General features: G+C 53.3%; 25 protein-coding genes. 11 read left to right on the top strand and 14 right to left on the bottom strand.

Features of this window, described 5'->3' with window-relative positions; translation table 11 throughout:
• Positions 1 to 114 precede the first annotated feature (114 nt).
• Positions 115 to 714 (top strand): hypothetical protein, encoded by a 600-nt coding sequence (locus tag RHH81_RS12035; RefSeq protein ID WP_310743105.1) that lies wholly within the window; start codon positions 115 to 117, stop codon positions 712 to 714.
• On the opposite strand, the gene folP is transcribed toward RHH81_RS12035, so the two are convergent.
• From folP to RHH81_RS12020, 3 genes are read right to left on the bottom strand one after another with little or no spacing between them, the layout of a single operon-like run.
• The gene (gene folP, locus RHH81_RS12030; RefSeq protein ID WP_206200373.1) at positions 711 to 1,553 is read right to left on the bottom strand and encodes a dihydropteroate synthase; all 843 of its coding nucleotides are present in this window, start codon (positions 1,551 to 1,553) and stop codon (positions 711 to 713) included. The genes RHH81_RS12035 and folP overlap by 4 nt on opposite strands.
• The gene (locus tag RHH81_RS12025; protein ID WP_310743104.1) at positions 1,550 to 2,983 is read right to left on the bottom strand and encodes an MFS transporter; all 1,434 of its coding nucleotides are present in this window, start codon (positions 2,981 to 2,983) and stop codon (positions 1,550 to 1,552) included. Before RHH81_RS12025 ends, folP begins: the two co-directional genes overlap by 4 nt.
• Positions 2,984 to 3,019: 36 nt before the next feature.
• Entirely contained in the window at positions 3,020 to 4,498 is a 1,479-nt protein-coding gene (locus tag RHH81_RS12020) for a phosphoglucomutase/phosphomannomutase family protein (RefSeq protein ID WP_302678410.1), read from the bottom strand.
• Between the two features lie 192 nt (positions 4,499 to 4,690).
• On the opposite strand from RHH81_RS12020, the gene RHH81_RS12015 reads away from it, so the two are divergent.
• From RHH81_RS12015 to cofG, 5 genes are all read left to right on the top strand, one after another.
• On the top strand, positions 4,691 to 5,293 hold the full coding sequence (locus tag RHH81_RS12015) for a superoxide dismutase (RefSeq protein WP_149819807.1): 603 nt from the start codon (positions 4,691 to 4,693) through the stop codon (positions 5,291 to 5,293).
• A gap of 203 nt (positions 5,294 to 5,496) precedes the next feature.
• Positions 5,497 to 6,489, top strand: a complete 993-nt coding sequence (locus RHH81_RS12010) for a CHAD domain-containing protein (RefSeq protein WP_310743103.1) — start codon at positions 5,497 to 5,499, stop codon at positions 6,487 to 6,489.
• 119 nt (positions 6,490 to 6,608) lie between these two features.
• Positions 6,609 to 6,854, top strand: a complete 246-nt coding sequence (locus RHH81_RS12005; RefSeq protein WP_302677416.1) for a ferredoxin-thioredoxin reductase variable chain — start codon at positions 6,609 to 6,611, stop codon at positions 6,852 to 6,854.
• Positions 6,855 to 6,865: 11 nt separating this feature from the next.
• On the top strand, positions 6,866 to 7,099 hold the full coding sequence (locus RHH81_RS12000; protein ID WP_149819801.1) for a hypothetical protein: 234 nt from the start codon (positions 6,866 to 6,868) through the stop codon (positions 7,097 to 7,099).
• 58 nt (positions 7,100 to 7,157) lie between these two features.
• On the top strand, positions 7,158 to 8,105 hold the full coding sequence (gene cofG, locus RHH81_RS11995) for a 7,8-didemethyl-8-hydroxy-5-deazariboflavin synthase subunit CofG (RefSeq protein WP_302677417.1): 948 nt from the start codon (positions 7,158 to 7,160) through the stop codon (positions 8,103 to 8,105).
• Here cofG and rsmI read toward each other — a convergent pair.
• From rsmI to RHH81_RS11980, 3 genes are read right to left on the bottom strand one after another with little or no spacing between them, the layout of a single operon-like run.
• The gene (gene rsmI / locus RHH81_RS11990; RefSeq protein ID WP_206200368.1) at positions 8,086 to 8,931 is read right to left on the bottom strand and encodes a 16S rRNA (cytidine(1402)-2'-O)-methyltransferase; all 846 of its coding nucleotides are present in this window, start codon (positions 8,929 to 8,931) and stop codon (positions 8,086 to 8,088) included. The genes cofG and rsmI overlap by 20 nt on opposite strands.
• The gene (cbiT, locus tag RHH81_RS11985) at positions 8,931 to 9,533 is read right to left on the bottom strand and encodes a precorrin-6Y C5,15-methyltransferase subunit CbiT (protein WP_206200367.1); all 603 of its coding nucleotides are present in this window, start codon (positions 9,531 to 9,533) and stop codon (positions 8,931 to 8,933) included. Before cbiT ends, rsmI begins: the two co-directional genes overlap by 1 nt.
• An 18-nt stretch (positions 9,534 to 9,551) precedes the next feature.
• On the bottom strand, positions 9,552 to 10,037 hold the full coding sequence (locus RHH81_RS11980; RefSeq protein ID WP_206200366.1) for an RNA-binding protein: 486 nt from the start codon (positions 10,035 to 10,037) through the stop codon (positions 9,552 to 9,554).
• A gap of 341 nt (positions 10,038 to 10,378) precedes the next feature.
• Here RHH81_RS11980 and bchI point away from each other — a divergent pair, with 341 nt between their 5' ends.
• Complete coding sequence (gene bchI, locus RHH81_RS11975) at positions 10,379 to 11,446, top strand: magnesium chelatase ATPase subunit I (protein ID WP_302678408.1); 1,068 nt, start codon at positions 10,379 to 10,381, stop codon at positions 11,444 to 11,446.
• 13 nt (positions 11,447 to 11,459) lie between these two features.
• Here bchI and RHH81_RS11970 read toward each other — a convergent pair whose 3' ends face one another.
• Together RHH81_RS11970 and ylqF are read right to left on the bottom strand one after the other, a co-directional pair.
• Positions 11,460 to 12,977 carry a hypothetical protein gene (locus RHH81_RS11970; protein WP_206200364.1) on the bottom strand — a complete coding sequence of 506 codons (1,518 nt, stop codon included), beginning with the start codon at positions 12,975 to 12,977 and terminating at the stop codon, positions 11,460 to 11,462.
• Between the two features lie 28 nt (positions 12,978 to 13,005).
• Entirely contained in the window at positions 13,006 to 13,854 is an 849-nt protein-coding gene (ylqF, locus tag RHH81_RS11965) for a ribosome biogenesis GTPase YlqF (protein ID WP_310743102.1), read from the bottom strand.
• Between the two features lie 413 nt (positions 13,855 to 14,267).
• On the opposite strand from ylqF, the gene RHH81_RS11960 reads away from it, so the two are divergent.
• Genes RHH81_RS11960 through RHH81_RS11950 form a run of 3 tightly spaced genes read left to right on the top strand, consistent with a single transcriptional unit; the run spans position 14,268 to position 16,516 of the window.
• Entirely contained in the window at positions 14,268 to 15,695 is a 1,428-nt protein-coding gene (locus tag RHH81_RS11960) for a form I ribulose bisphosphate carboxylase large subunit (protein WP_149819787.1), read from the top strand.
• Positions 15,696 to 15,748: 53 nt separating this feature from the next.
• Positions 15,749 to 16,129 (top strand): RuBisCO chaperone RbcX, encoded by a 381-nt coding sequence (gene rcbX, locus RHH81_RS11955; protein WP_206200362.1) that lies wholly within the window; start codon positions 15,749 to 15,751, stop codon positions 16,127 to 16,129.
• A gap of 30 nt (positions 16,130 to 16,159) precedes the next feature.
• Positions 16,160 to 16,516: a ribulose bisphosphate carboxylase small subunit gene (locus tag RHH81_RS11950; protein WP_206200361.1), complete on the top strand. Its 357-nt coding sequence runs from the start codon at positions 16,160 to 16,162 to the stop codon at positions 16,514 to 16,516.
• 133 nt (positions 16,517 to 16,649) lie between these two features.
• Here the strand turns inward: RHH81_RS11950 and RHH81_RS11945 are convergent, their stop codons facing one another.
• From RHH81_RS11945 to RHH81_RS11925, 5 genes are all read right to left on the bottom strand, one after another.
• Positions 16,650 to 19,379, bottom strand: coding sequence for a valine--tRNA ligase (locus RHH81_RS11945; protein ID WP_310743101.1), 2,730 nt, complete (start codon positions 19,377 to 19,379; stop codon positions 16,650 to 16,652).
• Positions 19,380 to 19,404: 25 nt separating this feature from the next.
• Positions 19,405 to 20,142 carry a 3-oxoacyl-[acyl-carrier-protein] reductase gene (gene fabG, locus RHH81_RS11940; RefSeq protein ID WP_206200359.1) on the bottom strand — a complete coding sequence of 246 codons (738 nt, stop codon included), beginning with the start codon at positions 20,140 to 20,142 and terminating at the stop codon, positions 19,405 to 19,407.
• Between the two features lie 129 nt (positions 20,143 to 20,271).
• Positions 20,272 to 21,213: an Rpn family recombination-promoting nuclease/putative transposase gene (locus RHH81_RS11935; RefSeq protein WP_310743100.1), complete on the bottom strand. Its 942-nt coding sequence runs from the start codon at positions 21,211 to 21,213 to the stop codon at positions 20,272 to 20,274.
• Between the two features lie 3 nt (positions 21,214 to 21,216).
• Positions 21,217 to 22,098: an Rpn family recombination-promoting nuclease/putative transposase gene (locus tag RHH81_RS11930; RefSeq protein WP_206200357.1), complete on the bottom strand. Its 882-nt coding sequence runs from the start codon at positions 22,096 to 22,098 to the stop codon at positions 21,217 to 21,219.
• 3 nt (positions 22,099 to 22,101) lie between these two features.
• Positions 22,102 to 23,019: an Rpn family recombination-promoting nuclease/putative transposase gene (locus tag RHH81_RS11925; protein ID WP_206200356.1), complete on the bottom strand. Its 918-nt coding sequence runs from the start codon at positions 23,017 to 23,019 to the stop codon at positions 22,102 to 22,104.
• A gap of 132 nt (positions 23,020 to 23,151) precedes the next feature.
• Here RHH81_RS11925 and RHH81_RS11920 point away from each other — a divergent pair, with 132 nt between their 5' ends.
• Positions 23,152 to 23,472 carry an MgPME-cyclase complex family protein gene (locus RHH81_RS11920; RefSeq protein ID WP_011057339.1) on the top strand — a complete coding sequence of 107 codons (321 nt, stop codon included), beginning with the start codon at positions 23,152 to 23,154 and terminating at the stop codon, positions 23,470 to 23,472.
• On the opposite strand, the gene RHH81_RS11915 is transcribed toward RHH81_RS11920, so the two are convergent.
• The gene (locus RHH81_RS11915; protein ID WP_206200355.1) at positions 23,469 to 26,960 is read right to left on the bottom strand and encodes an AAA-like domain-containing protein; all 3,492 of its coding nucleotides are present in this window, start codon (positions 26,958 to 26,960) and stop codon (positions 23,469 to 23,471) included. The two genes, RHH81_RS11920 and RHH81_RS11915, sit on opposite strands and share 4 nt — an antisense overlap.
• Positions 26,961 to 26,963: the final 3 nt, after the last annotated feature.

The following is a 26,963-nucleotide window of genomic DNA, read 5'->3' as shown; positions in this document are numbered from 1 at the left end:
GGGATATGCATCCACCCAGAAAATTTGCGATCGCCCCGCCAGACCATCCTAATTAACAGGTGCCTTTGTCCTTAGAAATCGCTTATGCTCAGGGTGAATTCTTGAGAAGTTCCAATGCTCCCAGTCGCGATCGCCTCCCTACTCTTTGGTTTTGCCACCAATATGGATAACTTTAGCGTGGCCGTTAGCTATGGTCTGCGCCGCTATCGTATGAGTTGGCTGGGGAATGTCCTGATTGCGGCTCTTTCGGGTAGCAGTACCTTTTTGGCCATGGGGTTGGGTGGGTGGGTACAGCAGTATGTGCCGTTGATTTGGACACAGCGGCTTGGCAGTGGCTTACTAATAGTCATGGGGGCATCGGCACTGGGGGGAGTCTGGCTCAACTTGAATCATCCCTCTAAAACCACAAAGCCGAACTTATTACCAATTCTTGACTATGCCTATGACTTCACGCTCTACCAGTCGCTGCTGTTGGGTTTAGCATTGACTCTCACAAACTTTGCTACAGGGGTAGCTGCGGGTTTGGCACAGTTACCGATCGCTAGTGCTGTGATAGCGAGTACAGTAACCAGTTGGGTCTGCATTGGTAGTGGCTTTTGGTTGGGGCAGCAACTCCGCGAACAAACCCCCTTGCGCTTTGGCCCTTATTTAGAGGGCTTGGCGAGTCTTTTTCTCATAGCGGTGGGTGTCCTCAAGTGGCTTGAGTCTCCCTAGGGCGATCGCCAGAGCACATCGGCCATCCGACACACCTGCACCATGGCCGCCACATCATGGACACGCACCATCTCGACCCCTTGGGCAATGGCATGACAGCAGACCGCTGCAGTACCCCAAACCCGGTCTTTAGGATTGGGCAGGTTCAGCACGTCACCAATAAAGCGTTTGCGCGATGGCCCCAGCAGGAGAGGATAGCCAAGGCTGTGAAATTGTCGCAGTTCTCGTAAAAGGGTGAGATTCTGGGGCGTGGTTTTGGCAAAGCCAATACCGGGATCAATCATCAGATGCTCGGGGGGAATGCCGCTGGCAACTGCCCGCTGCGTTTGTTCCTGAAAATAGCGAAGCAAATCACCAATCAAATCCCCGTAGTCTGTTAATTGCTGCATGGTGGCTGGCGTTCCCCGCCGATGCATGAGGATATAGGGCACCCCCAATGCCGCTACCGTGGCAAACATTTCCGGATCCGCCTGCCCGCCGGAGACATCGTTGACAATATTCGCCCCTGCCTCAACCGCTGCGCGCGCCACCACCGCATGGGTGGTATCAATGGAAATGGGAATCTGCGACTGCTGACGGATGCCCTCAATCACGGGCAACACCCGCGCTAACTCAGCACTAATGGGCACTTCACTGGCGCCCGGACGGGTGGACTCACCGCCGATATCAATGACATCAACCCCTGCCGCCACCATCTCAAAGGCATGGGCAACGGCACTGGCGGGATTAAAAAAGTCACCGCCATCGCTAAAACTGTCAGGGGTGATATTTAAGATCCCCATGATGTAGGTGCGCTCCCCCCAAACAAAAGCGCGATCGCCCACGTACCAGCCCTTCATGCACTAGCCTCTCCTTGCCGTTTAGCGTGCAGCTTTAAGAGAATCTCTTGGTGTACCGCTTGCGTAATCGGATAGAGGTAGGCCAAAACAATGCCAATAATGAGAAAAAAAGTCGGTAGCGGTCCAATGGCAATGCGGATTGCCAACAGTGCCGAGGGGGGCTGAACGGGGCGCGGTTCACCGGCAACGCTGGAGAGGTAGCCTGCCCACTGCAAGGCCTGACCGACGAGAAATAACCCCAAGGCAAGACCAATTTTTTGCAGTAGCACCATAAAGGCATAGAAGATCCCCTCCCGCCGCTGGCCACTGTTGAGTTCATCGAGATCAATCACATCGGGAATCATTGACCAAGGGACAAGGTAGGCCGTTGAAACCCCAAACCCCGCCAGAATCGCGCAGATATAGACCAGCGTTGTTTGTCCCGGCTGCAATAAAAACAAGCCAGCTTGGGCAATCATCCACAGTGCCATGCCCATGTAATAGACCGCCTTCTTGCCAATACGCCGACTCACGGCACTCCAAACAAAAAGCATGATCATCGCCGTCGATTGCACCGCCAGCGCCACTTGCGTATATTCAGCGGGGGACATTTGCAACCAATCGCCAATAAAAAAGGGAATCAGTGAGGCAGTAATTTGCACCGCCAGCCAAGAACAGAGGTAAATGCCCATCACGAATAGGAAGGGCCGATTGCTAAAGACCAACCGCAGTTGCGTCTTCAAGGGTAAAGGGCTTTGGCCACTGCTGGGGGTATGCCGTTCAAACTCGCGCACCCGTCCCCGTGTGCCCCAGACACACCAATAGATGGGCAGCACAGATAATACAGCGGCAATGCCCCCCAGGACAATGTACTGAGTTTTGGGTTCCTGAATGACTTGGAAGAGAATTTGCGCCAATAGGAGTGAGCCAATACTGCCGCCAATGGAAAAGGCAAAGCGAAAACTATTCAGACTAGTACGTTCGTTGTAGTCTTCTGTTAGTTCTGGTGTTAGGGCGCTGTAGGGTAGGTTGACTGCGGTGTAAAACGTGTTAAAGAGGAGACCCATGAGAACGTAGTAGCCAAAGAGCAACCCTTGATCCGTCGTTGGTACCCACCAGTTCAAGAAAAAGCAAATGCCAAAGGGAAGGGCTGCTAGGATCATCCAGATGTGGCGGCGTCCCCACTTGCCCACAGGGGTGCGATCGCTGAGGTAGCCGATGATCGGATCATTGATGGCATCCCAGATTTTGCCAATCATCAACACACTGCCTGCCAAGCCCGCATTGAGGCCAGCCACATTGGTCAAGAACACCATCAGGAAAAACACCTGTAAATTGGCAGTGATGGCGGTTCCGAGATCACCGGCGCCAAAGGCAAGTTTTGTCCATAGGGAAAGGGGCGAACGGGCACCGGTGGCAGGGGAATTTGGGCTGGATGGGTCTAGTGGCATGATGCGTTGTCCATTACGATTGTTTTTTTTTAACGATTAGCTAGCCACTGCAACTGCCCATTGACTTGCCCATTCTAAAATGCGCTGCACTTCTTCAGGCGTTTTCCCTTGGCAGTAGAGGCGTAGCAGGGGTTCGGTGCCGCTAAAGCGAATCAGTAACCAACCGCCATCAGCTAGATGAAACTTGTAGCCGTCAATGCTCTCCCAGTGGCTCACGGGGCTATCCAAAATCTGGGTGAAGGGATGCGCTGCTAGGATTGCTTCTAGTTGTTGTCGCTGCGCTAAGGACGCGAGGGTGAGATCAACGCGATCGTAGGCACTGTAAAAGTTCGTCGTTGCCTGCAACTGTTGATAGTATTCCCCTACGCTCAAGCCAGATGTCACTAGGGCTTGTAGTAGGTACAGTGCTGAGAGTAAGGCATCTCGCTCAGGAAGATGATGGCCATAGCCGATTCCCCCCGATTCTTCACCACCTAAGAGGACAGCTTCCCCTGCCAGCATGCGATCGCCAATGTACTTAAAGCCAATGGGCGTTTCAATCACCGCTAAACCATGGTGGGCGGCCACTCGCGCCACCAGATCAGAACTGCTAATGGATTTGATCACAGCCCCTCGGTAGCTACTGTGTTGTGCCAGATGATCAATCAAGATGGGAATAATTTCTTGGGCAGTGTACAGCACCCCCTCGCCATCAATGACTGCTAGGCGATCGGCATCCCCATCAAAGACGAAACACACTGTTGGGGTGGCACTGTGTTGTTGTCGCAGTTGCTCTTGGGTTGCGGTTAAATAACGGCCAATGGGTTCAGGAGCACCTCCCCCAAAGAGGGGATCGCGATCGCGCCGAAACTCTGGTATCGCTAAATCCAACAAGCGCTCTAGCCCTCCTGCGGCCACCCCATGCATAACATCGGCACAGATCCGCAGCTTACCGCTGGCGATCGCCTCACGAATGGGTCTTGGATCAACATGAGTGCGCAAGGCCGCACAATAGCTGGGCCACGGATCAAAGGCTTGATAGTCTGTTTTGGCCTCACCCACGGGTGGCGGCTCTCCCTGAGCTAACTGCGCTTCAATGGCTTGGGTGACGGTCGTGGGTACGGAGCCACCAAAGGCGCCCTTCACCTTGAGTCCTGCATAGATGGCGGGATTGTGACTTGCCGTCATTACCAAGCCGCCAATGGCTCCCTCGGCTTTGACAGCCCAACTAAAGGCGGGGGTTGGCGCCGCACAATTTGAAAGCCACACCTCATAGCCTTGGCTCGCCAGTAATTGGGCAACGGCTGCGGCAAACTGTTCCGCTAAAAACCGGCGATCGTAGCCCACAATGATCCGAGGCGTTGTGCCCTTGCCATAGGTTTGATGGAGCACTGCCGCTGCTGCCTTGGCTGCCCGCAGCAAACGGTTAAAAGTAAACTCAGCGCCAATGATGCCGCGCCAGCCATCGGTACCAAAGCGAATCGGGGCATCCTCAGGAATCAAAACCTGATCGAGGCGAAGGACAGAAGCAACCATAGAACCCAAGACCCAAGAACCCCTCTGAACATATCATGCTGCGAGACAGCTCTTTTCTGAAGCGGAAAGGAGGATGATATAATTATTGCGAATTGTTAATTAGGCGATGGGCACTGCTGCTAGGTGCCTTTTGGCGATGACTGATCTCTAGTAGCCTAAACCTGCATCACCTTTAGAGAGGTATTGAGCACTATGGCATTTGTACAAGAACCCCTTCCCTTTGATCCGGGTGCCCTTGAACCCTATGGGATGTCTGCGAAAACCTTTGAATTTCACTATGGCAAGCACCATAAAGCCTACGTGGACAACCTCAATAAACTGACTCAAGATACGGAACTCGCTGACAAATCCCTTGAAGATGTCATTCGCATGACCTATGGCGATGCTGCCAAGGTGGGCATCTTCAACAATGCGGCTCAAGTGTGGAATCACACCTTCTTCTGGAATAGCCTCAAGCCCGGTGGCGGTGGCGCTCCTACGGGTGATGTGGCCGCCCGGATCAACAGTGCCTTTGGTAGCTACGATGAGTTCAAGTCCCAGTTCAAAAATGCAGCGGCGACCCAATTTGGTAGTGGCTGGGCATGGTTGGTGCTCGAAGCGGGTACGCTGAAAGTGACCAAAACCCCCAATGCCGAAAACCCCTTGGTTCACGGTCAAGTGCCCCTCCTGACGATTGATGTTTGGGAGCACGCCTACTATCTCGACTACCAAAACCGCCGTCCAGACTTCATTGATAACTTCCTCAACCAACTGGTGAACTGGGACTTTGTTGCTAAAAATCTAGCGGCTGCCTAAGTTTCCCAATTTTTTGTTCCGCTCTTACTGAACTACTTCACTGATTTCACTGATCCCCGTTCTGATCGAGCGGGGCTTTTTTTGCTGAGCCATGATTCGGCCACAACTATGGTTAAGTTAAAATTAAGATAAAAGTAACCTTGGTTAATAAACGTTAATTTAATAGTGGTATTCCTTTAGGCGTTGAGCAGGGAGGGGGTCTTATGGAAACCCTAGGGCATATCGCGTACGCCGCTTTTGAAAAGTACTACCGCAAAATTAGCAAACACGAGCCGGGGGTGATTCGCGATCGCGATGTTGAGGCAATTCACCAGATGCGGGTAGGTTTGCGCCGCCTGCGAACGGCTCTGGAAGTGTTTTGTAATACCGTACGTTTGCCCAAGGGAGTCTCCATTCAACGGGTGCGGGCGATCGCCGGCAGTCTCAGTCCCGTACGGGATTTGGATGTGATGATGCTGGCGCTCAAGGAGCAGTATTACCCTCACCTACCTCGCCCTGAGCAACAACAACTGGCAAAACTGATCAAAAAACTCGAAAAGCAACGGACAGAACTGCTACAAAAAGCCCTTCAATTGCTGCGCAGCGATCGCTATCGCAAATTGCAACAGGGGCTAGAAGAATGGCTAGCTGCCCCTCAATATCGTGAGATTGCTAACTTACCCACAGAACTGATTGCCCCAGATATTTTGTTGCCCTTGGTGTGTCAACTGTTGCTGCATCCGGGGTGGCAAGTGGCCATTGAATGGCAGGGCGATCGCCCCCTTTTCCTTGCGGTGAGTAACCCGCCCCAGTGGCTGCAAACAGCGGGTGAAGATCTCCACGATCTACGCAAGCAAACCAAGCGGGTACGCTACCAAATGGAACTCTTTAGCAGTGTCTATGGAGACACCTTCACTGAACAGGTAGATGCCTTTGCTCAGTTGCAAGAACTCCTAGGCGCACTTCACGATGGCGTTGTCCTCCATGACTTTTTCCGTACCCAACTTGGACTCAATCTTCGCCAAGCCTCTCCTTGCCTCGCAGAAATGATTGCCCTTGAGCAAACACGCCAGTGGCAAACTTGGCGCTCCGTCCAGCAGGAATACCTCAGCCCCAAAAAACGCCATCAAGTGCGCTCTCTACTCCTCATGCCACCAATGACAATAAGCGCCAATGGCAACTCCCTCGGTCATCCGATGATCTCCTCTGCCAACTGACAGAGGTCGGGCGGCAATGGTAACAATTGATGTTCAATTGTCCTAGGGCGATCGCCCTTGCCGATCCGTATGCGACGATAAAAATAAAACCCTTGCCGGTCCAGGAGAACAACAAGCAAATGAGCGTTGTAGAGCAACCAACCCTAAGTGTAGGCCTGCGGGTACGCGTTAAGACCCCTACCATCGTCTATCACCACCCTGATCACCGCAATCAGCCCTTTGACATTCAAGGAATGGAAGGAGAGATTTTCGCCATTCTCAGCGACTGGCAGGGCCGTCCCATTAGTCCCAACTACCCGATTCAGGTGCGGTTTAGTCCCAAGTTCATTGCTCATTTGCACCCCGACGAGCTGGAAGTGATTTAGGTACGCTCTATATGCCTCCCCGTTGGCCCCGTAAGCCCGATCGCCGTGATCCGAGCTATCGCCGTTTGGACGATCGCATGAATTTTGCGGTTCATGTTGCCCTTTTTGCTGCTTTTAACTCTGGTGGCTGGTTTTGGCATCAGGTGCAACCCACGGCAGTACCCTTTATGCCAACGGTAACGCTGGTGTGGTTAACGTTATTGGCAGGCCATGCCCTCTACGTGTTCGCGATCGCCCGTTATTGAGAAATTATCTCCTTGAACGCAGTGGTGCTGAGATAAGAGCACTTTTTCGTGAGTCTCCATGAGCGATCGCACCATCACCTATAGTCCAGCTTTTACTCTTGTACCGACGTACGAGTGTTTTAATCGCTGTACCTACTGCAACTTCCGTCAGGATATTGGCACGAGTGGTTGGTTGAGTTTAGAGGCGGCGGCTCAACAGTTGGCAGGGCTTGACCCCCAACAGGTGCGAGAAATTTTGATTCTCAGTGGCGAAGTTGCCCCCAACAGTCCCCAGCGTTCCCAATGGTTAGAGCGTCTCTATGATCTAGCCGCCTTAGCCTTAGATCAGGGATTTCTGCCCCATACCAATGCGGGTCCCCTCAATCGAGCAGAAATGGCCGCTCTCAAGGCGGTGAATGTCTCGATGGGACTGATGCTAGAGCAATTAACACCGAAGTTGTTGCAAAGCGTCCATCGCCATGCCCCTAGCAAGGATCCGCAACTGCGTTTACACCAACTGGAACAGGCCGGGGAACTGGGTATTCCCTTCACTACGGGCTTGCTCTTGGGCATTGGTGAAGAGCCGCAGGATTGGGCAGAAACGCTCACGGCCATTGCTGAGTGTCATCGGCGGTGGGGACATATTCAGGAGGTGATTTTGCAGCCCCACAGTCCCGGCCAGCAACAGGAAGCAGCGTTGCCCCCCTTTGATCTGAGGCAATTACCGAACGTGGTACACTGGGCGCGATCGCTCTTGCCTGAAGACATCACGATTCAAATTCCTGCGAATCTCGTCACAGATCCAGAGGTCTTTCGGGCGTGCCTAAACGCGGGCGCTCGCGATTTGGGGGGCATCGTTCCCTTGGATCATGTCAATCCCGACTATCCCCATACCGATGTGACAGCCCTAAGGGAACAATTACAGGCGTGGGGATGGGAATTAGTGCCACGACTCCCCGTCTATCCCCAGTTTGTGGATGGGTTGCCGCCGCCATTGAGGGGGAAAGTCAAGGGGATGCCTGTTTGAGCTGGAGTCCCAGTTGATAGATGTCGCGCCGCGAAAGCCCTGTGAGATCTGCCAGTTGACGGCTGGCTTGGGTAAGGGAAAGGCCTTGGCTAAGAAGTGTCGCTAATTCGTCCGCGAGATGATGGGGATTCACGGCCACAGAGTGTTCAGGGGCACCGCCTAAAACCAGTGTGTATTCGCCACGGGGGGGATGCTCCTGTAGATAAGTGCAGGCAGTGCCGAGGGTTCCCCGCCAAAATTCTTCGTGGCGCTTCGTGAGTTCGCGGGCGAGGACGAGGGGGCGATCGCTCCCCAAGATTTGACGTAACTCTGTTACCGTTTGCAGCAAGCGATGGGGGGCTTCGTAGAGAAGAATTGTGCGCGTTTCCTGTTTCAGTGCTGCTAATCGCTGCTGGCGATCGCGCCCCTTAGTCGGCAAAAACCCTTCAAAACAAAAGCGATTCATCGGTAATCCTGCGGCCATTAAGGCTGTTAAGGCAGCATTCGCGCCGGGAATCGGTGTGACCGGAATGGCTGCGGCAATACAGGCCGTGATCAGTTCATAACCGGGATCCGACACCCCCGGTAACCCTGCATCGCTAACCAAGGCAATCTGTTGACCCGCCTCTAGGCGCTGAAGCAGTTGGGGCACGCGCTGTTGGGTATTGTGCTCATGGAGACTGATTTGGGGTGTGGTAATGCCAAAATGCTGTAACAGGCGGCCGGTGTGGCGTGTATCCTCCGCAGCAATGAGATCCACTGCCTTGAGAATGCGCAGGGCACGAGCGCTTATATCCTCAAGATTGCCAATGGGGGTACCCACCACCCACAGTTGCCCGCTGCCCATTAGGAAATTTTCTCGCCACTGAGAATAAAGATCGGTTCCACTGCTGCAAAAATTTGGTGGCCGCCCCGCGTTTCTAGGCGATTGATGACCGATTGCACCACCTCTAGGCTGCGGGCTTGGACTGTCGCGAACCCTTCAGAGAGGGCATAGAGATTTTCTAAACTGCTGGCGATCGCCACCAAGCGACCACCGGGCGCAAGATACTCCCACGCTTGCAGCAAAACTTCCTTAATCGGGCGCCCCCCCTCGAGACAAATGCGCTGCGGGGTGCGACGTAACTGGGGAAAGCAATCTGGAGCCGAACCAGCAACAATTTGCACATTTTTGACGCCAAAGCGATCGCAATTGCGTTGGATCAGATCAACGACTTCCTCATCCCGTTCAATGGCAATCACCTGTCCCCGCTTCGCCAAGCGTGCTGCCTCAACAGCGATCGTACCCGTGCCCGCGCCCACATCCCAAAGACAAGAGTCCGGCTCAAGCCGCAAATAGGAAAGCATCAATAATCGCGTTTCCCGTTGGGTGAGGGGAATACCTGGTAAGCGCTCAAAGAGATCATCGGGGATACCCGGGGTCACAAATGGCCAGGGATCCACCGTCATAGAAACTGCCTAAAACCTTTAAGCGTTGCTGCTTTGGGCGAGGAGCCGTTCCTTAAGCTGTGCTAAGGCATCTGCCCAGCGGGGATCCGGTTGAGCCGCCTCGGTATCCATGGAGCTATATTCAGCCGGCGCCGAATTGGCTGGGGTACGCCGCCCATTGTTTTTATTATTTTTGCGATTATTGCGGTTGCTGGGAGTGGGTTTTTCGGCCACTGTTTCTTCTTTTTCCTTATTTTCCTTAGCTTCAGATTTGGGCTTCTCGTTGGCTTTCTCAATCTTGAGGGGATTGTCCTTAAAGGTGTAGCCGTTGAGTTTCTCAATCACCTGATCCGCCACTTCCTCGGATTCAACGGTGACAAAGCCGAAACCGCGGCACTTACCAGTCTTGCGATCGGTAATTAGTTTGGTGGTGCCCACTTCGCCCACTTCTTGGTTAAATAGGGCTTCTAGCTCTTCGCGGCTCAGTTCACGCGGCAGATTGCCCACATATAAACGTACGGACATAAAGAAACCTCCCTTAGGCAGCTTAAAAACAACACGATTCAAAAATGGACAGTCGGGCGTGAGAAACCGCTCGCAACTGAGGTCTACGTCCCCCAAGGGTACGCAAAGCCCCTGCCTTGATTAGTGGTGTAAAATAACTGGATGGGTTCACAGCGATTGTTGCTAATTGAGAACCTGCATGGACGTAATGGAGCAAAAGCAATGAGAGCGCCTAGCTCCTTAATTGTTCCTACTTAGGGTATCACAGTTCCTCCACCTAGGGCTAGGATTTTGCGGAAAAATTTTGCTGTGGCAGCGCAAGCCCAATGTGGCACAATAATCAATGCTGTTTTTGCGATGTGATGCCTGTGACTGCGACTGCTGTCCCTCGTCGGCCTGTTTTTCCATTTACGGCAATTGTCGGTCAGGACGAAATGAAACTGTCATTGTTGCTCAATGTCATTGACCCCAAAATTGGTGGGGTGATGATTATGGGCGATCGCGGCACGGGCAAATCAACCACCATTCGCGCCCTCGCGGATCTGCTGCCGGAAATCGAAGTGGTGGCCGATGACCCCTTCAACAGTCATCCTAACGATCCCGATCTCATGAGCGACGCAGTGAAGGTGGCGGTGGCGGCGGGTGAACCCCTTCACACCATTAAGAAAAAAGTGCCGATGGTGGATCTGCCCTTGGGGGCAACTGAGGATCGGGTTTGCGGCACCATTGATATTGAAAAAGCCCTTGCGGAGGGGGTGAAAGCGTTTGAACCGGGTCTTTTGGCGAGGGCTAACCGCGGCATTCTCTATGTGGATGAGGTGAACCTGCTCGACGACCATTTGGTGGATGTGCTGCTGGATGCCGCTGCCTCCGGCTGGAATACCGTTGAGCGCGAAGGTATTTCAATTCGTCACCCAGCACGGTTTGTCTTAGTTGGCTCTGGTAACCCCGAAGAAGGGGAACTGCGACCGCAACTGCTGGATCGCTTTGGCATGCACGCCGAGATTCGCACCGTTAAGGATGCCACCCTGCGGGTAGAAATTGTTGAGCAGCGATCGCAATTTGATCAAAACCCCGAAGCCTTTTTGGCCAAATACCAAGCTCAACAGGAAGCGCTGCAAGCCAAGCTGGTTGCTGCCCAAGCCCTCTTGCCGAGTGTCACAATTGACTACGAACTGCGGGTGAAAATTTCCCAAGTCTGTGCCGAGCTAGATGTGGATGGCCTGCGGGGAGACATTGTCACCAACCGCGCTGCCAAGGCCTTGGCCGCCTTTGAGGGACGCACGGATGTTACCGTCGAGGATATTTCACGAGTGATTGTCCTGTGTCTGCGGCACCGTCTGCGCAAGGATCCCCTTGAGTCAATTGACTCCGGCTACAAGGTGGGCAAAGTCTTCCAAGAGGTCTTTGGCGTGGAGATTGCTGCTTAGGCTGGGATTGGGATTACTTCAGTTGCTCTAGTCCCCACTCGTAGAGCGATCGCGCCACCCCTTTTTCTGGCATTTGTTCTTGATTGAGAACTTGGCAAAGGACATTTAACAGCCCTTGATGAATTTCTGCTGGGGATGTCTCTGGGGAAACACCGGCCAACTGAGTCAACTCTTTACGGCCGATCGCTCGATTGCGGTGAACAACGCCATTGCGATATTCATTGACCGTCCCCAGCTTTTTAACAAGGTCATCAGCGGGCGATCGCTGCTCCGCTTTTGCCCAGGCTCGCCACAGCACCCCCAATGTCGGATCACGATAGTTGCCCTCCTGCAAAAATTCCTCACCTAAGTGCCCCTGAGTGCGCCAATCTTCCTGTTCGCATCGCCAAAACAGGAGCCGTTCAAGCATCTGGGCAAATTGCATAAAGGCGAGGGTATAGTTCGCCTGCTGCAAGCTCAGATCAATCAATAGCTCAAATTCCCAAATTTTCAAGAACTTGCTGGTGGCCGTTTCACTATTGGGACAACGATTGACCGTCGCCTCGCGCCACTGCTGCCGTTGAGCTTTGTGAGTCACTGCTTTCGTAGGCTTTTGATCCAGCCAGCGTTCCCCCTGAATTCCCTTGAGAAAATCTTGAATACTCCAGTTTGTTGCTAAGGCAAGGCGATCGGCCAACTGATAGAGCGCTTTATGGCGATCGCGATGGGCTTCAAGGAGTGCCTTTGCAGCCGTAAAGTCGCCCCGTTTCCATGCTGTGGCAATCCGCTGGCGTTCCAGTGGCCAAAAGACCTCACCTAAAGACACCTCTTCAAGAAATTCAGCACTGCGAGCAGACTGATTGCTTGGATCAAAGAACGGTTTTGGCTCTGTCGGGATAATTTTCCTAACGGGATACTGACGCATGAGAACTGCCGCAATCATGTTCAAAGCATCTGCCATTTGAGGGACAGACCCCTTTGTTTGAATTTGCAACTGCCAATTGCCAGCCGCGTTCTCTGGCAGACGCTTAATATATTGCTCTAACTGCTTTTCCGTGAAGTCCCACAGGGCTTGCCTCTGATTCACATCAACCGGACAGTTCCAAACCGTGACGTTGAGGTGGGGATAGCGCTGCCGAATCGCCCCTGCCATCAACTGCGCCAACCAGCAAGTATCCATGGCGTAAAATTGCCAGCCGACCGACTCTGGCTGATCTGTTCCCCAGAGAATCACCTCCGCAGGTTCCGTTGGCGTGGCATAGTGTGCTGCCAAGATTTGCTCATCCAGCAGCAAAACCACGGGTGAAAAGTCATTCTTAGCTTGACAATGCCGATAAACGATTTCACTTAAATAGCGCACGTTGTGGCGGTGCTTTGCCTCAGGATCATGAAAACCCCGTTGGATGCCAAATTCCTCGTACAACTCACTCAGGTGAGGTGGCGCATTCCCCTTACGGGCAGGATCACCATCAGCTCCAAAATTGCGCACAATACCGTCTTTGCACCGCCAGCCCACCTGTCGGTTGCCCACAGTAATCATCAGTGTTTTCATGGCACAGCAATTAAAATTGCAGAAATACTTACATATTATCTTGCAAAGGGGGACGCTCAAGGGCGATCGCCCCCAAGTACCCTCGGCGATAGTCTTGCAAAAGTTGACGAGCCGCCCGTTCTAAGTCCCCATGGTAGCGGCGACTGGCGAGATCATGAAGATAGGTTTCACCCGTGTCGGTGACGGCTAGACCATAGCGATCGCTGAGGCGATCGGCCTGTCCCAACTGGTGCAGTAGCTCAACAAGAATCGGCGCCACCCGACAAGGATCATAGGCAGCTTGGCCAATGTCATCGCAAATGGCCAGTTTCACCGCCGCCTCTTGATTCTTGAAGTTCATAGGCAACACCCCCGGCGCATCCAAAAGTTCCAAGGTGGGAGACAAACGTACCCAGCGCAGTTGCCGGGTTACCCCCGGCCGAGCGGCACTCTCGACCACCCGCTGCTGCAAAAGGCGATTAATCAGTGCTGACTTGCCCACATTGGGAAACCCCAGAACCACAGCCCGTACGGCTCTTACTTGCATGCCCCGCTGTTGACGGCGTTGATTCATGGCAGCCCCTGCCCGCACCACCGCCTGTTGGAGTTGGCGAATCCCTTCCCCCCGCTGCGCATTGGTGAAAAAGACGGTTTCTCCTTGGGTCTCAAACCATGTCAGCCACTGCTGGCGATCGCGATCGCTAATCCTGTCCATGCCATTGAGCACCAAGAGGCATTGTTTGCCACTGGCCCACTGACGAATTTGGGGATGGTAACTGGCAAGGGGAATCCGTGCATCCCGCACTTCTAAGATCACATCCACCTGTTTCAGTTGTTCCTTAAGGGCGCGTTCTGCCTTAGCAATGTGGCCGGGATACCATTGAATGATCGGACTCATAGAAATTCCACCCCCTTTTTTGCAAAAACAATAGAGCGATCGCCCCCCATGAACGCCATTCAATTGATTTCAGATAATCCTCAATCGTTTTTGAATAGACAGAGTACTATAGTTGTGCGCCTCTGATTAGAAACCTATAAACAACTCTAAAGATTGATAACCCAAACCTATAGAATAATTAAGAATCTCCAAAGCAAAAGTTATTGCATTGGGTATCAACTAAGCTGATGCTTAAGCATAAGACCTACGACGATATCACAGGCTTGCGGATGGTTGCATCATCTCGCTGAGTTTTGCATTGCTCAATTTTGCCCCATTTTGGGGGAATCGTAGCGTTCACACTACCCATTGCAAAGGTTGCCCGTAGAGATTGCTCTATTCGGCACAGTAACTGTTAAAGAGGAAAAACGTCTATGGCCTATACGCAATCCAAATCCCAGAAAGCTGGGTATCAGGCAGGGGTAAAAGACTACCGCCTGACCTATTACACCCCTGATTACACTCCCAAAGACACTGATATTCTAGCGGCCTTTCGTGTGACCCCGCAGCCGGGCGTGCCCTTTGAGGAAGCTGCCGCCGCCGTTGCCGCAGAATCCTCGACAGGGACATGGACCACCGTGTGGACCGACCTGCTGACCGACTTGGATCGCTACAAAGGTCGCTGCTACGACATCGAACCCCTGCCGGGTGAAGATAATCAGTTCATCGCCTACATTGCCTACCCGCTGGATCTCTTTGAAGAAGGATCCGTCACCAACATGCTGACCTCCATTGTGGGGAACGTGTTTGGTTTCAAAGCCCTCAAAGCGCTGCGTCTAGAAGACCTGCGGATTCCGGTGGCTTACCTGAAAACCTTCCAAGGGCCACCCCACGGGATTCAAGTGGAGCGCGACAAATTGAATAAATATGGTCGTCCCCTCTTGGGCTGCACGATCAAGCCGAAACTAGGTCTGTCGGCGAAAAACTATGGCCGTGCCGTTTATGAATGTCTGCGCGGTGGTCTGGACTTCACCAAAGATGACGAAAACATCAACTCCCAGCCCTTCCAACGCTGGCGCGATCGCTTCCTCTTCGTTGCCGATGCCATTCACAAAGCCCAGGCCGAAACTGGCGAAATCAAAGGCCACTATCTCAACGTAACCGCTCCCACTTGCGAGGAAATGCTGAAGCGGGCAGAGTTTGCCAAAGAACTGGAAATGCCCATCATCATGCATGACTTCCTGACCGCGGGGTTCACTGCCAACACTACCTTGGCCAAATGGTGCCGTGACAATGGCATGCTACTGCACATTCACCGCGCTATGCACGCTGTGATTGACCGTCAGAAAAACCACGGCATCCACTTCCGGGTCTTGGCCAAGTGCTTGCGGATGTCTGGTGGTGACCACATCCACACCGGTACCGTTGTCGGTAAGCTGGAAGGGGATAAAGCCATCACCCTTGGTTTTATCGATCTGTTGCGGGAAAACTACATTGAGCAGGATCGCTCTCGTGGCATTTACTTCACCCAAGACTGGGCCTCGATGCCAGGAGTGATGGCGGTGGCTTCTGGTGGCATTCACGTCTGGCACATGCCCGCACTGGTGGACATTTTTGGTGATGATTCTGTGCTGCAATTTGGGGGCGGCACACTTGGTCACCCTTGGGGGAATGCACCGGGGGCAACTGCGAACCGGGTCGCCCTTGAAGCCTGCATCCAAGCCCGCAACGAAGGTCGTGACCTGATGCGCGAAGGCAGCGACATCATCCGCGAAGCCGCTCGCTGGAGTCCAGAACTGGCTGCTGCCTGCGAACTCTGGAAAGAAATCAAGTTCGAGTTTGAAGCGCAAGACACGATCTAGGTGGTGCAGTTGGGGTTCAATCGGAGCTACGGCAACGATTTCCCCGTAGGTCTATGGATGTCAAGCACATTGCGAAGCAAACCACCAAAACCCTGATGAGTTATCTCACCTATCAGGCCGTGCGAACCGTGATTGGGCAACTGGCCGAAACCGATCCACCGCGATCGCTCTGGCTACACCAGTTCACGAGTCAAGAAAGTGTCCAAGATGGCGAACGCTACTTGGAAGCCCTCTTTCGCGAACAGCCCGATCTCGGTTTTCGCATCCTCACGGTACGTGAACATCTCGCGGAAATGGTGGCGGACTATCTACCAGAAATGTTACGTGCGGGCATCCAGCAGGCCAACTTGCAACAACGCTGTCAACAACTGGAGCGGATGACCCAAGTGTCGGAAGCCAATGTTGAGAGCAGCCATCCAGAAACTCCTGAATAATTTGTTGACTGTGAACCAATTGAGGAACCTATGAAAACACTGCCCAAAGAGCGTCGTTACGAAACTTTCTCCTACCTGCCTCCCCTCAGTGATGCCCAAATTATGCGGCAAATCCAGTACGCGATTGATCAGGGTTACCACCCCTGCGTAGAGTTCAACGAAACCTCTGATGCTGAGATTCACTACTGGACGATGTGGAAGCTGCCCCTGTTTAACTGCACCAATGCCCAAGAGGTGCTCAACGAGGTGCAGCAGTGCCGCTCGGAGTATCCTAACTGCTTTATCCGGGTGGTGGCCTTTGACAATATCAAGCAGTGCCAAGTGATGGGCTTTATTGTCTACAAGCCCAATCAGGCCAACAGCGGCTACGGCGGCTATCGCTATTGAGGCTGAGATTTTCTCAGTCCATTTTAGGGGGGGAAACACCCCCCTATTTTTTATTGCACGTTAATGAGGCGAGCGATCACACAAGTAGGCTTCAACTGCTTGCGGTGCTGTTTTCTACTGATCAGGGTTGGGTTTAGGCATCGGCACTTAGCGACTGGAGTCGGCGCTGAATAATCGCGAGTTGCTGTTGGGCAGCGGTCAGTTGCGCCTGAGCCGTAGCCACCACCTCTGGTTGGGCTTTGTTAACAAAATTGGGGTTGTTGAGGCGAGCCGTTAAAGATTGAATGTCTTTGGTCAGGCGATCGCCCTCCTGCTGGAGTTTGGCCACCAAGGCCGCCACATCCACGACCCCCGCTAGGGGAATGAGCACCTCGCTTTTGCCAACCACACCACTAAACACCTGCTGCGGAATTTGCAGGCCGGTGCCAATGGTTAGCGACTCAAGGCGCGCTAGGTGTTGAATATCTGCCGCCCCAGCCTCAAAGATCGGTGCTTCCTCAGCACTGGCCTCAATCAAGGCCGTAATATACAATCCCGGCTTAATCCCTGCCTCTGCCCGCAGATTGCGAAGGGTGCGGATGGTTTCAATCAAAAGGCTAAATTGGGCTTCAAGGTCAGGGTCAATGGCGCGGCGATTCACTTTCGGGTAGGGTTGTACCGCTAAAACTTCACTGTCTCCCACCTGATGCAGCGTGTGCCAAATTTCCTCGGTGATGTGGGGCATGAAAGGATGGAGCAGCTTCAGGATACCATCGAGAACCGTGGCTAGCACCTGTTGCGCCGTGCGCTTAGCTTTGGTGTTTTCCCCTTGCAAACGGGGTTTCACCAGTTCAATGTACCAGTCGCAAAAATCCCCCCAGATGAATTCGTAGAGTCCCTTAGCCGCCTCCCCAAGGCCATAGCTTTCAATGCGTTCGCGGGTGGTTTGAATGGCCGTGTGGTAGCGACTGAGAATCCAACGATCGCTGGCCGCCAAGTCCCGCCGCTGTGGTGTCCCCAACTGGCTGGGGGTTTGTCCCTCTAGATTCAGCAACACAAAGCGAGAGGCATTCCAGAGCTTGTTGGCAAAGTTGCGAGCCGCCTCGACGGTTGCCGATTCATCGGTTTTGCGGTTGTAGGCCAAGCGAATATCCTGACCGGCGCCCACCACTTCCTTGACCAAGCTATAGCGCAGCGCATCAGTACCGTATTTTTCAATTAAGATCAGCGGGTCAATGCCATTGTTGGCAGACTTGGACATTTTCTTGTTGTTTTCATCCCGCACCAAGCCGTGGATATAGACATCGCGGAAGGGGATTTTACCCGTGAAGTACTGCCCCATCATAGTCATCCGCGCCACCCAGAAAAAGATGATGTCAAACCCGGTCACAAGGGTGGTGTTGGGGTAATAGCAGCGATAGTCTGGCGTATCATCGGGCCAGCCGAGGGTAGAAAAGGGCCATAGACCAGAGGAAAACCACGTATCCAGTACGTCCTGATCCTGCTGGAGCTGAATCTCCTTGCCAAATTGGGCGATCGCCTTGGCGCGGGCAGCGGCCTCATCCATGGCCACCACAAAGGGCGTGTCATCGCGCACTTTGCCTTCGGTTTCACTGACCACATACCAAGCGGGAATTTGATGCCCCCACCACAGTTGCCGTGAAATACACCAATCCCGTAAGTTCACCAGCCAATCGCGATAGACCTTTGCCCAGCGATCGGGGATAAAGCGGGGGGAGTGCTTTTTATCCAGTGCCTTGAGGGTAGCATCCGCGAGGGGACGAATTTTCACAAACCATTGAGTAGAGAGGAGCGGTTCAATGGGGACTTTGCCGCGATCGCTATAGGGAACGGTGTGTTTATAGTCCTCCACCCGTACCAAAAAGCCCTCTGCCTCTAGGCGAGCCACCACCTGTTTACGCGCCACAAAGCGATCCAGACCTGCAAACTCGCCAGCATTCTCATTGAGGGTGCCATCCTTATTCATCAGGTTAATCATGGGTAGGTGATGGCGTTGCCCCATGACAAAATCATTGGGATCGTGGGCTGGGGTGACTTTCACACAGCCGGTGCCAAAGGTCGGATCTACTAAGGGATCGCCAATAATGGGAATTTCCCGATTCATCAGGGGAAGCCGCAGCGTTTTGCCAATCAAATGGCGATAGCGATCGTCCTCAGGGTGAACCGCCACCGCTGTATCTCCCAGCATCGTTTCTGGCCGGGTCGTCGCCACCTCCAAATATCCTGAGCCATCCGTCAGCGGATAGCGAAAATGCCAGAGATGCCCCTGTACTTCACGGTTTTCCACTTCTAAATCCGAGACTGCCGATTGACTGGCGGGGCACCAGTTCACCAAATACTTACCGCGATAGATCAGCCCTGCTTCATAGAGGCGATTAAAGGCGGTCAGCACCGCCCGCGACAACCCCTCGTCCATGGTGAAGCGTTCGCGCGACCAATCGACCGACAGTCCCAAGCGACGAATTTGGCCGACAATCGTATTGCCCGATGACTCCTTCCACGCCCAAGCCCGCTGCAGATAGGCCTCTCGTCCCAAGGCAAAGCGGTTGGTGCCCTCCGCGTGCAACTGTTGATCCAAAATCGTGCTAACAGCAATACTGGCATGGTCTGTCCCCGGCAGCCAGAGGACGTTGCGACCAATCATGCGGTGATAGCGAATCAGCACATCAATCAGGGCGTGCTCAAAGGCGTGACCCATGTGCAAACTGCCGGTGACATTCGGAGGCGGAATGACAATGCAATAGGGCTTGCCAGGGTGGTTGGGATCGGCGTGAAAGACACCACTGCTTTCCCAAAGCTGTTGCCATTTGGCCTCGGTTTGCTTGGGATCGTATTGACTGGGGAGGGTAATCGCGTCGGTCATGGGTTGCTGCACTACTCCAAGGCGCCTAGGCCATCACCATACCACCATCCACATTGAAGACTTGCCCCGTAATGTAGGCGGCTGCCGGATCCAAGGCCAAAAAGCGCACCATCCCTGCCACCTCTGTGGGTTCGCCATACCGCCCTAGGGGAATGAATTTAAGAATGTCCTCTGCCTTGAGTCCAGCGGTCATCTCAGTGGCAATAAAACCGGGGGCAACGGCATTCACGGTAATGCCCCGACTGGCGAGTTCTTTGGCCACAGTTTTGCTAAACCCAATCACGCCTGCTTTGGCAGCACTGTAGTTGGCTTGGCCAGGGTTGCCCATTTGCCCGGCTACCGAAGCAATGTTGATAATTCGTCCCCGCTTTTGCTTGAGCATCAGTTTACTCACCGCACGGGTACACAGGAAGACCCCCGTCAGGTTCAGGTTAATCACCGCCTGCCAATCCTCGAGGCTCATGCGCAGCAGCAGCGTGTCGCGGGTAATGCCGGCATTGTTGACCAGCACATCGACGCGGCCATAGGTGTCCACCGTTTTGGCCACAAGGGTATCGACCTGCTCAGGGATAGATACATCGGCAGCAATCGCGATCGCTGTTCCCCCTTGCTGTTCAATCATTTGCACCACTTCAAGGGCAGCTTCAGCAGAACGGGCGTAGTTAACCACTACCGTGGCTCCTTCTTTCGCCAGTTCGAGGGCGATCGCCCGACCAATTCCCCGTGAGGCACCAGTGACAATGGCAACGGCTGCTTCGCTCAAATCAGTTCTCTCCTAAGGGCAAAAATGCTGCACGTATGGATAGTCCATCACAAATTTTAACAGCCGATGTTACCCCTCTTGGGTCTAGGGCATGTCAACCCAAATAGATCAACACGCGAGGCAGTATTCTTAGGCGGAGTGATCGAGCCAATCAGACACTGCCTCTAGGTCAGTGAAGTCTAGAAGTGCTTCTGCCAACGCTTCGATTTGATCGGGAGAGAGCTGACGAATCCGTTCTTCAAGGTCATTGGGCACACTGCCAAACCGCCGCCTTAACTGCCGCAGGACAACGGCTGCTTCTCCTTGCTGTAGTCCTTGTTGCAATCCTTGTTGCAATCCCTGCTGTAGTCCTTGCTGTAGTCCTTGCTGTAGTCCTTGCTGTAGTCCTTGTTGTAATCCTTGCTGTAATCCATCCTCTCGTGCCTCAGCATAAACCTCTTGATAAAATCGCGTCCGCTTTAGTTCTTCAGTGGTAAACCCCAGCATGCGCAGCACCTCCTCGCGACTCAGCTTGGTGAACTTGTAGAGCACAATGGTTGTGATTAACTCCATTATGACTTCTGGCCTTGGCACTGCCTCTGTGCGAGTGCGCTCTGCCAGCAACCGTGCTGCTGTCGGCATTTCTGCTTCGGGTAACACGGTGAGCTGCATCAGGGCTAGGCTCAATGGCAACGCCTCAAGTGAACCGAGTTCATTCAAATAGACCCGACGCAGGCGATCGCTATTCACTAACAATTGATACGGCTCAAAACACTCTTGTTCTGCTTGGCGATTGGGATAAATAACCACCGCTTGCCAATCAGAGAAGGTTTGACGATACAGCCGCAAGTAGAGAAAGATTTCAGCAAAGAATCGTTCGTAGAAGGTAGTGTCCCGCTGAAACTGCACTTCACAAAAATAGACTATTCCCGAGGGGTCAGGGGGCACGAAGACGCCATCAATGCGAAAGGCGGTTTGCTTCAACTCGACTGAGTCAAAACGATACCCCTGAGGAGTGTCTCTGCCCAAGAGGTCAAAGAGGGTCTGGGGCAGCTGGGCAAACAGTTGGTAAAACAAGGAGTCGCGGTGCATGGGCTAGGAAGAGCGATTTAGCCACGCAAACACTTCCTCTAGGTCAGTGAAGTCTAGAAGTGCTTCTGCCAACGCTTCGATTTGATCGGGAGAGAGCTGACGAATCCCTTCTTCAAGGTCATTGGGCACACTACCAAACCGCCGCCTTAACTGCCGTAGGACAACGGCTGCTTCTCCTTGCTGCAATCCTTCTTGTCGCCCCTCTTGTCGCCCCTCTTGTCGCCCTTCCTCTCGTGCCTCAGCATACACTTCTTGATAAAATCGCGTCCGCTTTAGTTCTTCAGTGGTAAACCCCAGCATGCGCAGCACCTCCTCGCGACTCAGCTTGGTGAACTTGTAGAGCACAATGGTTGTGATTAACTCCATTATGACTTCTGGCCTTGGCACTGCCTCTGTGCGAGTGCGCTCTGCCAGCAACCGTGCTGCTGTCGGCATTTCTGCTTCGGGTAACACGGTGAGCTGCATCAGGGCTAGGCTCAATGGCAACGCCTCAAGTGAACCAAGTTCATTCAAATAGACCCGACGCAGGCGATCGCTATTCACTAACAATTGATACGGCTCAAAACACTCTTGTTCAGCTTGGCGATTGGGATAAATAACCACCGCTTGCCAATCAGAGAAGGTTTGACGATACAGCCGCAGATAGAGAAAGATTTCCGCAAAGAATCGTTCGTAGAAGGTGTTGTCCCGCTGAAACTGCACTTCACAAAAATAGACTATTCCCGAGGGGTCGGGGGGCACGAAGACGCCATCAATGCGAAAGGCCGTTTGCTTGAGTTCCACGGAGTCAAAACGATACCCCTGAGGGGTGTCTATGCCCAAAAGGTCAAAGAGGGTTTGGGGCAGCTGGGCAAACAGTTGGTAAAAGAGGGAGTCGCGGTGCATGGGCTAGGAAGAGCGATTTAGCCACGCAAACACTTCCTCTAGACCAGTGAAGTCTAGGAGTGCTTCTGCCAACGCTTCGATTTGATCGGGAGAGAGCTGACGAATCCGTTCTTCAAGGTCATTGGGCACACTACCAAACCGCCGCCTTAACTGCCGTAGGACAACGGCTGCTTCTCCTTGCTGCAATCCTTCTTGCCGTCCTTCTTCTCGTCCCTCTTGTCGCCCCTCTTGTCGCCCCTCTTGTCGCCCCTCTTGTCGCCCTTCCTCTCGTGCCTCAGCATACACTTCTTGATAAAATCGCGTCCGCTTTAGTTCTTCAGTGGTAAACCCCAGCATGCGCAGTACCTCCTCGCGACTCAGCTTGGTGAACTTGTAGAGCACAATGGTTGTGATTAACTCCATTATGGCTTCTGGCCTTGGCACTGCCTCTGTGCGAGTGCGCTCTGCCAGCAACCGTGCTGCTGTCGGCATTTCTGCTTCGGGTAACACGGTGAGCTGCATCAGGGCTAGGCTCAATGGCAACGCCTCAAGTGAACCGAGTTCATTCAAATAGACCCGACGCAGGCGATCGCTATTCACTAACAATTGATACGGCTCAAAACACTCTTGTTCTGCTTGGCGATTGGGATAAATAACCACCGCTTGCCAATCAGAGAAGGTTTGACGATACAGCCGCAGATAGAGAAAGATTTCCGCAAAGAATCGTTCGTAGAAGGTGTTGTCCCGCTGAAACTGCACTTCACAAAAATAGACTATTCCCGAGGGGTCGGGGGGCACGAAGACGCCATCAATGCGAAAGGCCGTTTGCTTGAGTTCCACGGATTCAAAACGATACCCCTGCGGTGTGTCTCTGCCCAAGAGGTCAAAGAGGGTTTGGGGCAGCTGGGCAAACAGTTGGTAAAAGAGGGAGTCGCGGTGCATGGGCTAGGAAGAGCGATCGCTCCGACCAGAAACCTCAGAAAACTTCAGAACTAGAGTGTTATGGAGGCAGGGGTTCCCCCTATGCTAAGCTGAGGACTGTATAGAATATGTTGTGGTTTTGCATAGATCCCTATGGCGACGTACTATTACATTCTCGCAAGCAAAAAGTTTTTGACTGAGGAAGAACCCCTTGAGGAAGTGTTTCGCGAGCGACAGCGTCACTATCGGGAGCAAGGCAAAGAGATTGATTTTTGGCTGGTGCCCGAGCCGGCGTTTTTAGAGCAGCCCCAGTTTGCTGAACAGAAGGCGCGTTGTCCACAGCCCGCCGCAGCCATTATCTCCACCAACCAGCAATTTATTCAGTGGCTGAAGCTGCGCTTGGAGTATGTGCTGATGGGGCAATTCACCAGCGAGGAGGTTCCGAATCCCCTTGCTTCCCTTGCAAGCGTTTAGGGACAGGCTTGAGCAACATCGGGATTTTGTTGACGGTAGTCCTTGAGCCAGTCACAGGCGCTGGTTAATAACTGTCCTAGGGTGGCCAGCGGGCTAATCAAGACCTCGTCATCCTCGGTACCAATCGCCACATAAAGTTCGTCTTGGCCACTCACATCAACGCTGTAGGGAATGGCAGAAATACGATCAATCAGTGTAATGAGCTGGCCTCTTTGGTTCCAAACCCGCACACTGCGATCGGGGGAGGCGGTGGCAATCATTTCACCATCGGGGCTAAGACCGAGACTGACAATACTGCGCTGGTGAGCACGAAACACACGGGGGTTGCTGGGGGCATTCTTGCCGTGAATTGACCACAAATAGACGGAGCCACTTTCGCCAGCCGCCGCTAGAAATTGGCCGTTGGCACTAAATTCAAGACTGGCCAGCCATCCTGCATCAGGGTTCAGGCGATAGGCAAGGCGATCGCCCTCAAAATTCCAGACCTCAATTGTGCCCGCAGACCCCGTACTCGCCAGCAGGGGGAGTGTCGGATGGAAGCTGAGGCTCCAAATTTCCCCTTCACTTTTGCGCTTTTGAATGTTCTCTGGCCGCTGGAGGTCAACAAGATAAATGGTGCCTTTTTCATCGCCTGCGGCTAAGTACCGTCGTTGGGGATCTATGGACACGGTGTAGAGGGTAGCCTCGATGGGCAGTTGCCAGATTTGCTGGGAGCGATCCGCAAGGTTCCAGATCACTAATTTTCCCCCTTTGGTGGCGATCGCTACCCGTTGGCCGCTGGGACTAAAGAGCACTTGGTTGATGCCTTGAGGATCGAGAACTGGGGTTGTGGCAAGGAGCGTGCCATCCCGTTGCCAGTACTTGACGCGACCATCTTTGCCCCCCGTGACCACTGTGGCTGCTTGGGGATCTAAGGCCACTGTCCAAATACTTTCTTGATCGGCAAACCAGTGTTCCGTGCGGTGATGATCGAGGTACCACAGCGTCATTTGCCCCCCGCGATCGCTACTGAGGAGCACTGACCCCGTTGGATTAAAGCTGACGGTATTGATCAGGCGTTCATGACTCCCCAACTCAGCAATCAGTTCACCCGTTGGCTGCCACAGACGCATCGTGTTATCTGTGCTCAGGGTCAATAGACGATAGCCCACAGGAGACGTACCCACAAAATACACTGGGGCTGCACTGACACGCCATTGATTGATTTGTTGCCCCTTGGTGTTCCAAAGGCGGAGGGTGCCATCTTTGCCTACCGTCGCCAGTTGGCCATTGCTGAGATAGGTCAAACTGGTTTGGGGAACGGGAAGATCGGCTTGGACTTGCCATGCTTGGAGCAGTTCCCCCTGACGAGACCAAACCCGAATCCAGCCTTCTTCATCGGCAGTGGCCAAGCGATCGCCCCTGATGGCATAACTCAAGCTATTGATACTCTGGCTAGGGGTGGGAATAGTGGCCAGTAATTCCCCTTCAAGGCTCCAACGCAGCATATCCCCTGTAGTTGTGGTGGCCGCCAACTCCTGCCCCTCTGGACTAAAGCGAAAGTTATTGATCGGTAAGGCAGGCAAACGCCGTTCAAAGATAAGTTTTTGCAGTTCGACACGCCACAGGGAAATTTCGCCCTTATTATTGAGCAGACCCACGCGATCGCCCCTAGGGCTGATCCGTGCCAGTTTGACATTGCCAATCTCCAAAGACTGGGCACTCAGTCGCTCGCCGTTCACTCGCCAAAATTCGACAACGCCGCTTTCACTAATGCTGAACTGCTGACCATCAGCCGTCAAAAAGGCCGCCATCAGGGGGGTATTGTCACTCTGCCATTGGTTGCGGGCTTGAATGTGATCGAGGAGAAAATTAAGCACAAAGAGGGGGCGCGTCGTAGGGTATTGACTCAGGGGGCGATCGCCCACCAGTCGTTTTAAGTGGCGTCCTGCCTCAATACCTGCTAAAAGGGCGGGTAACTCTTGGGCTTGAAACTGTTCCAGAAGATCATTACTGGTTTGCTCAAGGGCTAGACTTTCTTGGGAGGCTTGTAGATCTGCATAGGTTTTTGCCAAAATTGCCGCTACCCCCAGAGAAATCACAGAAACAATACCAAGAGCCATGAGGGCGCGGCGGGTCAGACGACTGGCTTTTTGGCGAGCTGCCTCGAGAATGCGGTTGGCAGCACTGATCGTCTCCTTTTCTTGGCGCTCGAGCAGTAACGTGTCTTGAATCGCTTTCTGGTTGGCCTCCTGACTGGCAGAAAGATACTGATAATCCAGATCACTGAGGCTTTTGCCACTGGCCCAGATCAACGCTTCCTCAAGGGCTTGTCCCCGCAGGAGACGGGAGCTATCACTGCCCCCAGAGCGCAGCCATGCTTGGAACTCCTCACTGTAGGGGCGCAGTTGTGCCAACTGTTGCTCAACCCACTGGGCATCAAAAACTTGGGCATAGATGGGGTTAAACACCTGCAATTTGCCTTGGCGCTGGCACACCAATCCCGTTAGAGCGAGGGCTCGCTGCTCACTACTGCCATCAAGGGGAATACCCCCCGTTTCTAAAACCCGCTGATAGAGACCCAAGAGACGACCGATGCGCTGTTCATCGGCCAGCAAGCGATTGCGAATGGTCTTGAGGTGTTCGGGTTCATCTTGCCGCTCCCAATCCTGAAGGATATGCTCTTGGACAAACTGGGCTAACTCATGGGAGAGGGTTGACGCCGGCATAAATGACCCGTGGTGTTGCAGCAGGCGACAGAGTTTTTGGGTCAAGAAGGGTTGGCCACCCGTCCAATTGAGAATTTCCGCCAAGAGTTGATCGGGGTTGTCGCTAAGATGGGCAATGCCCTTGAGTAGGGGGGTGGCTTCCGCAAGGGTAAATCCCTGTAAATCAATGGCACAACCAATGTTAAAGGGGGTGCGTTGCTTATCTTGAATCAGTTGATCGGGGGTGGCCACGCCAAAGAGAGCAAAGGTTAAGCGCTGATATTCGGGATAATCTGCCCGTTGGTTGTAACAAGCGCGGATCCAAGCAAAAAAATCATCGGTGGAAAAGGGCAGACTCAACAAACTATCAATTTCATCAATAAAAATGACAAGGGGTTCACGGGTGTGGGCAAGCAGCACTGTTTCTACGAAATCACTGAGGCGCTGAATGGGTGACACCAGCTGGCGATCGCGCCACCAAGCGCGCAAGGAGACCACATCAGTTAACTGAAATCCCTGAATGAGGGCACCCACAAAGCTGGCATACCACTGCTCGGGTTGAATATTTTGGCTGCCAATTTTGGTAATGTCGAGGGCAGCACAGCGGTACCCCATTGTGATCAATTGCTGTGTTACTTGCACCCGCAAGCTGGATTTGCCCATTTGCCGCGAATTGAGAATATAGCAAAACTCACCAGCGGTCAGGGCAGCCAACAGATCCGCATCCGCTTGCCGTCGGACATAGACTGCCGATGTGGTCGGTAAACTGCCCCCCACTTGATAGGTGGTTGCTGCATCCATTGA

This window comes from Thermosynechococcus sp. PKX95 (assembly GCF_031583295.1).
Taxonomy (GTDB): Bacteria; Cyanobacteriota; Cyanobacteriia; order Thermosynechococcales; family Thermosynechococcaceae; genus Thermosynechococcus.
Note: the sequence above shows the minus strand (reverse complement) of the source record. Positions and strands in the feature narration are given on the sequence as shown.

Coding starts and splice junctions, on each gene's coding strand:
- RHH81_RS12035 (WP_310743105.1), top strand. CDS start 115: ATGCTCCCAGTCGCGATCGCCTCCCTACTCTTTGGTTTTGCCACCAAT.
- folP (WP_206200373.1), bottom strand. CDS start 1,553: ATGAAGGGCTGGTACGTGGGCGATCGCGCTTTTGTTTGGGGGGAGCGC.
- RHH81_RS12025 (WP_310743104.1), bottom strand. CDS start 2,983: ATGCCACTAGACCCATCCAGCCCAAATTCCCCTGCCACCGGTGCCCGT.
- RHH81_RS12020 (WP_302678410.1), bottom strand. CDS start 4,498: ATGGTTGCTTCTGTCCTTCGCCTCGATCAGGTTTTGATTCCTGAGGAT.
- RHH81_RS12015 (WP_149819807.1), top strand. CDS start 4,691: ATGGCATTTGTACAAGAACCCCTTCCCTTTGATCCGGGTGCCCTTGAA.
- RHH81_RS12010 (WP_310743103.1), top strand. CDS start 5,497: ATGGAAACCCTAGGGCATATCGCGTACGCCGCTTTTGAAAAGTACTAC.
- RHH81_RS12005 (WP_302677416.1), top strand. CDS start 6,609: ATGAGCGTTGTAGAGCAACCAACCCTAAGTGTAGGCCTGCGGGTACGC.
- RHH81_RS12000 (WP_149819801.1), top strand. CDS start 6,866: ATGCCTCCCCGTTGGCCCCGTAAGCCCGATCGCCGTGATCCGAGCTAT.
- cofG (WP_302677417.1), top strand. CDS start 7,158: ATGAGCGATCGCACCATCACCTATAGTCCAGCTTTTACTCTTGTACCG.
- rsmI (WP_206200368.1), bottom strand. CDS start 8,931: ATGGGCAGCGGGCAACTGTGGGTGGTGGGTACCCCCATTGGCAATCTT.
- cbiT (WP_206200367.1), bottom strand. CDS start 9,533: ATGACGGTGGATCCCTGGCCATTTGTGACCCCGGGTATCCCCGATGAT.
- RHH81_RS11980 (WP_206200366.1), bottom strand. CDS start 10,037: ATGTCCGTACGTTTATATGTGGGCAATCTGCCGCGTGAACTGAGCCGC.
- bchI (WP_302678408.1), top strand. CDS start 10,379: ATGCCTGTGACTGCGACTGCTGTCCCTCGTCGGCCTGTTTTTCCATTT.
- RHH81_RS11970 (WP_206200364.1), bottom strand. CDS start 12,977: ATGAAAACACTGATGATTACTGTGGGCAACCGACAGGTGGGCTGGCGG.
- ylqF (WP_310743102.1), bottom strand. CDS start 13,854: ATGAGTCCGATCATTCAATGGTATCCCGGCCACATTGCTAAGGCAGAA.
- RHH81_RS11960 (WP_149819787.1), top strand. CDS start 14,268: ATGGCCTATACGCAATCCAAATCCCAGAAAGCTGGGTATCAGGCAGGG.
- rcbX (WP_206200362.1), top strand. CDS start 15,749: ATGGATGTCAAGCACATTGCGAAGCAAACCACCAAAACCCTGATGAGT.
- RHH81_RS11950 (WP_206200361.1), top strand. CDS start 16,160: ATGAAAACACTGCCCAAAGAGCGTCGTTACGAAACTTTCTCCTACCTG.
- RHH81_RS11945 (WP_310743101.1), bottom strand. CDS start 19,379: ATGACCGACGCGATTACCCTCCCCAGTCAATACGATCCCAAGCAAACC.
- RHH81_RS11935 (WP_310743100.1), bottom strand. CDS start 21,213: ATGCACCGCGACTCCTTGTTTTACCAACTGTTTGCCCAGCTGCCCCAG.
- RHH81_RS11930 (WP_206200357.1), bottom strand. CDS start 22,098: ATGCACCGCGACTCCCTCTTTTACCAACTGTTTGCCCAGCTGCCCCAA.
- RHH81_RS11925 (WP_206200356.1), bottom strand. CDS start 23,019: ATGCACCGCGACTCCCTCTTTTACCAACTGTTTGCCCAGCTGCCCCAA.
- RHH81_RS11920 (WP_011057339.1), top strand. CDS start 23,152: ATGGCGACGTACTATTACATTCTCGCAAGCAAAAAGTTTTTGACTGAG.
- RHH81_RS11915 (WP_206200355.1), bottom strand. CDS start 26,960: ATGGATGCAGCAACCACCTATCAAGTGGGGGGCAGTTTACCGACCACA.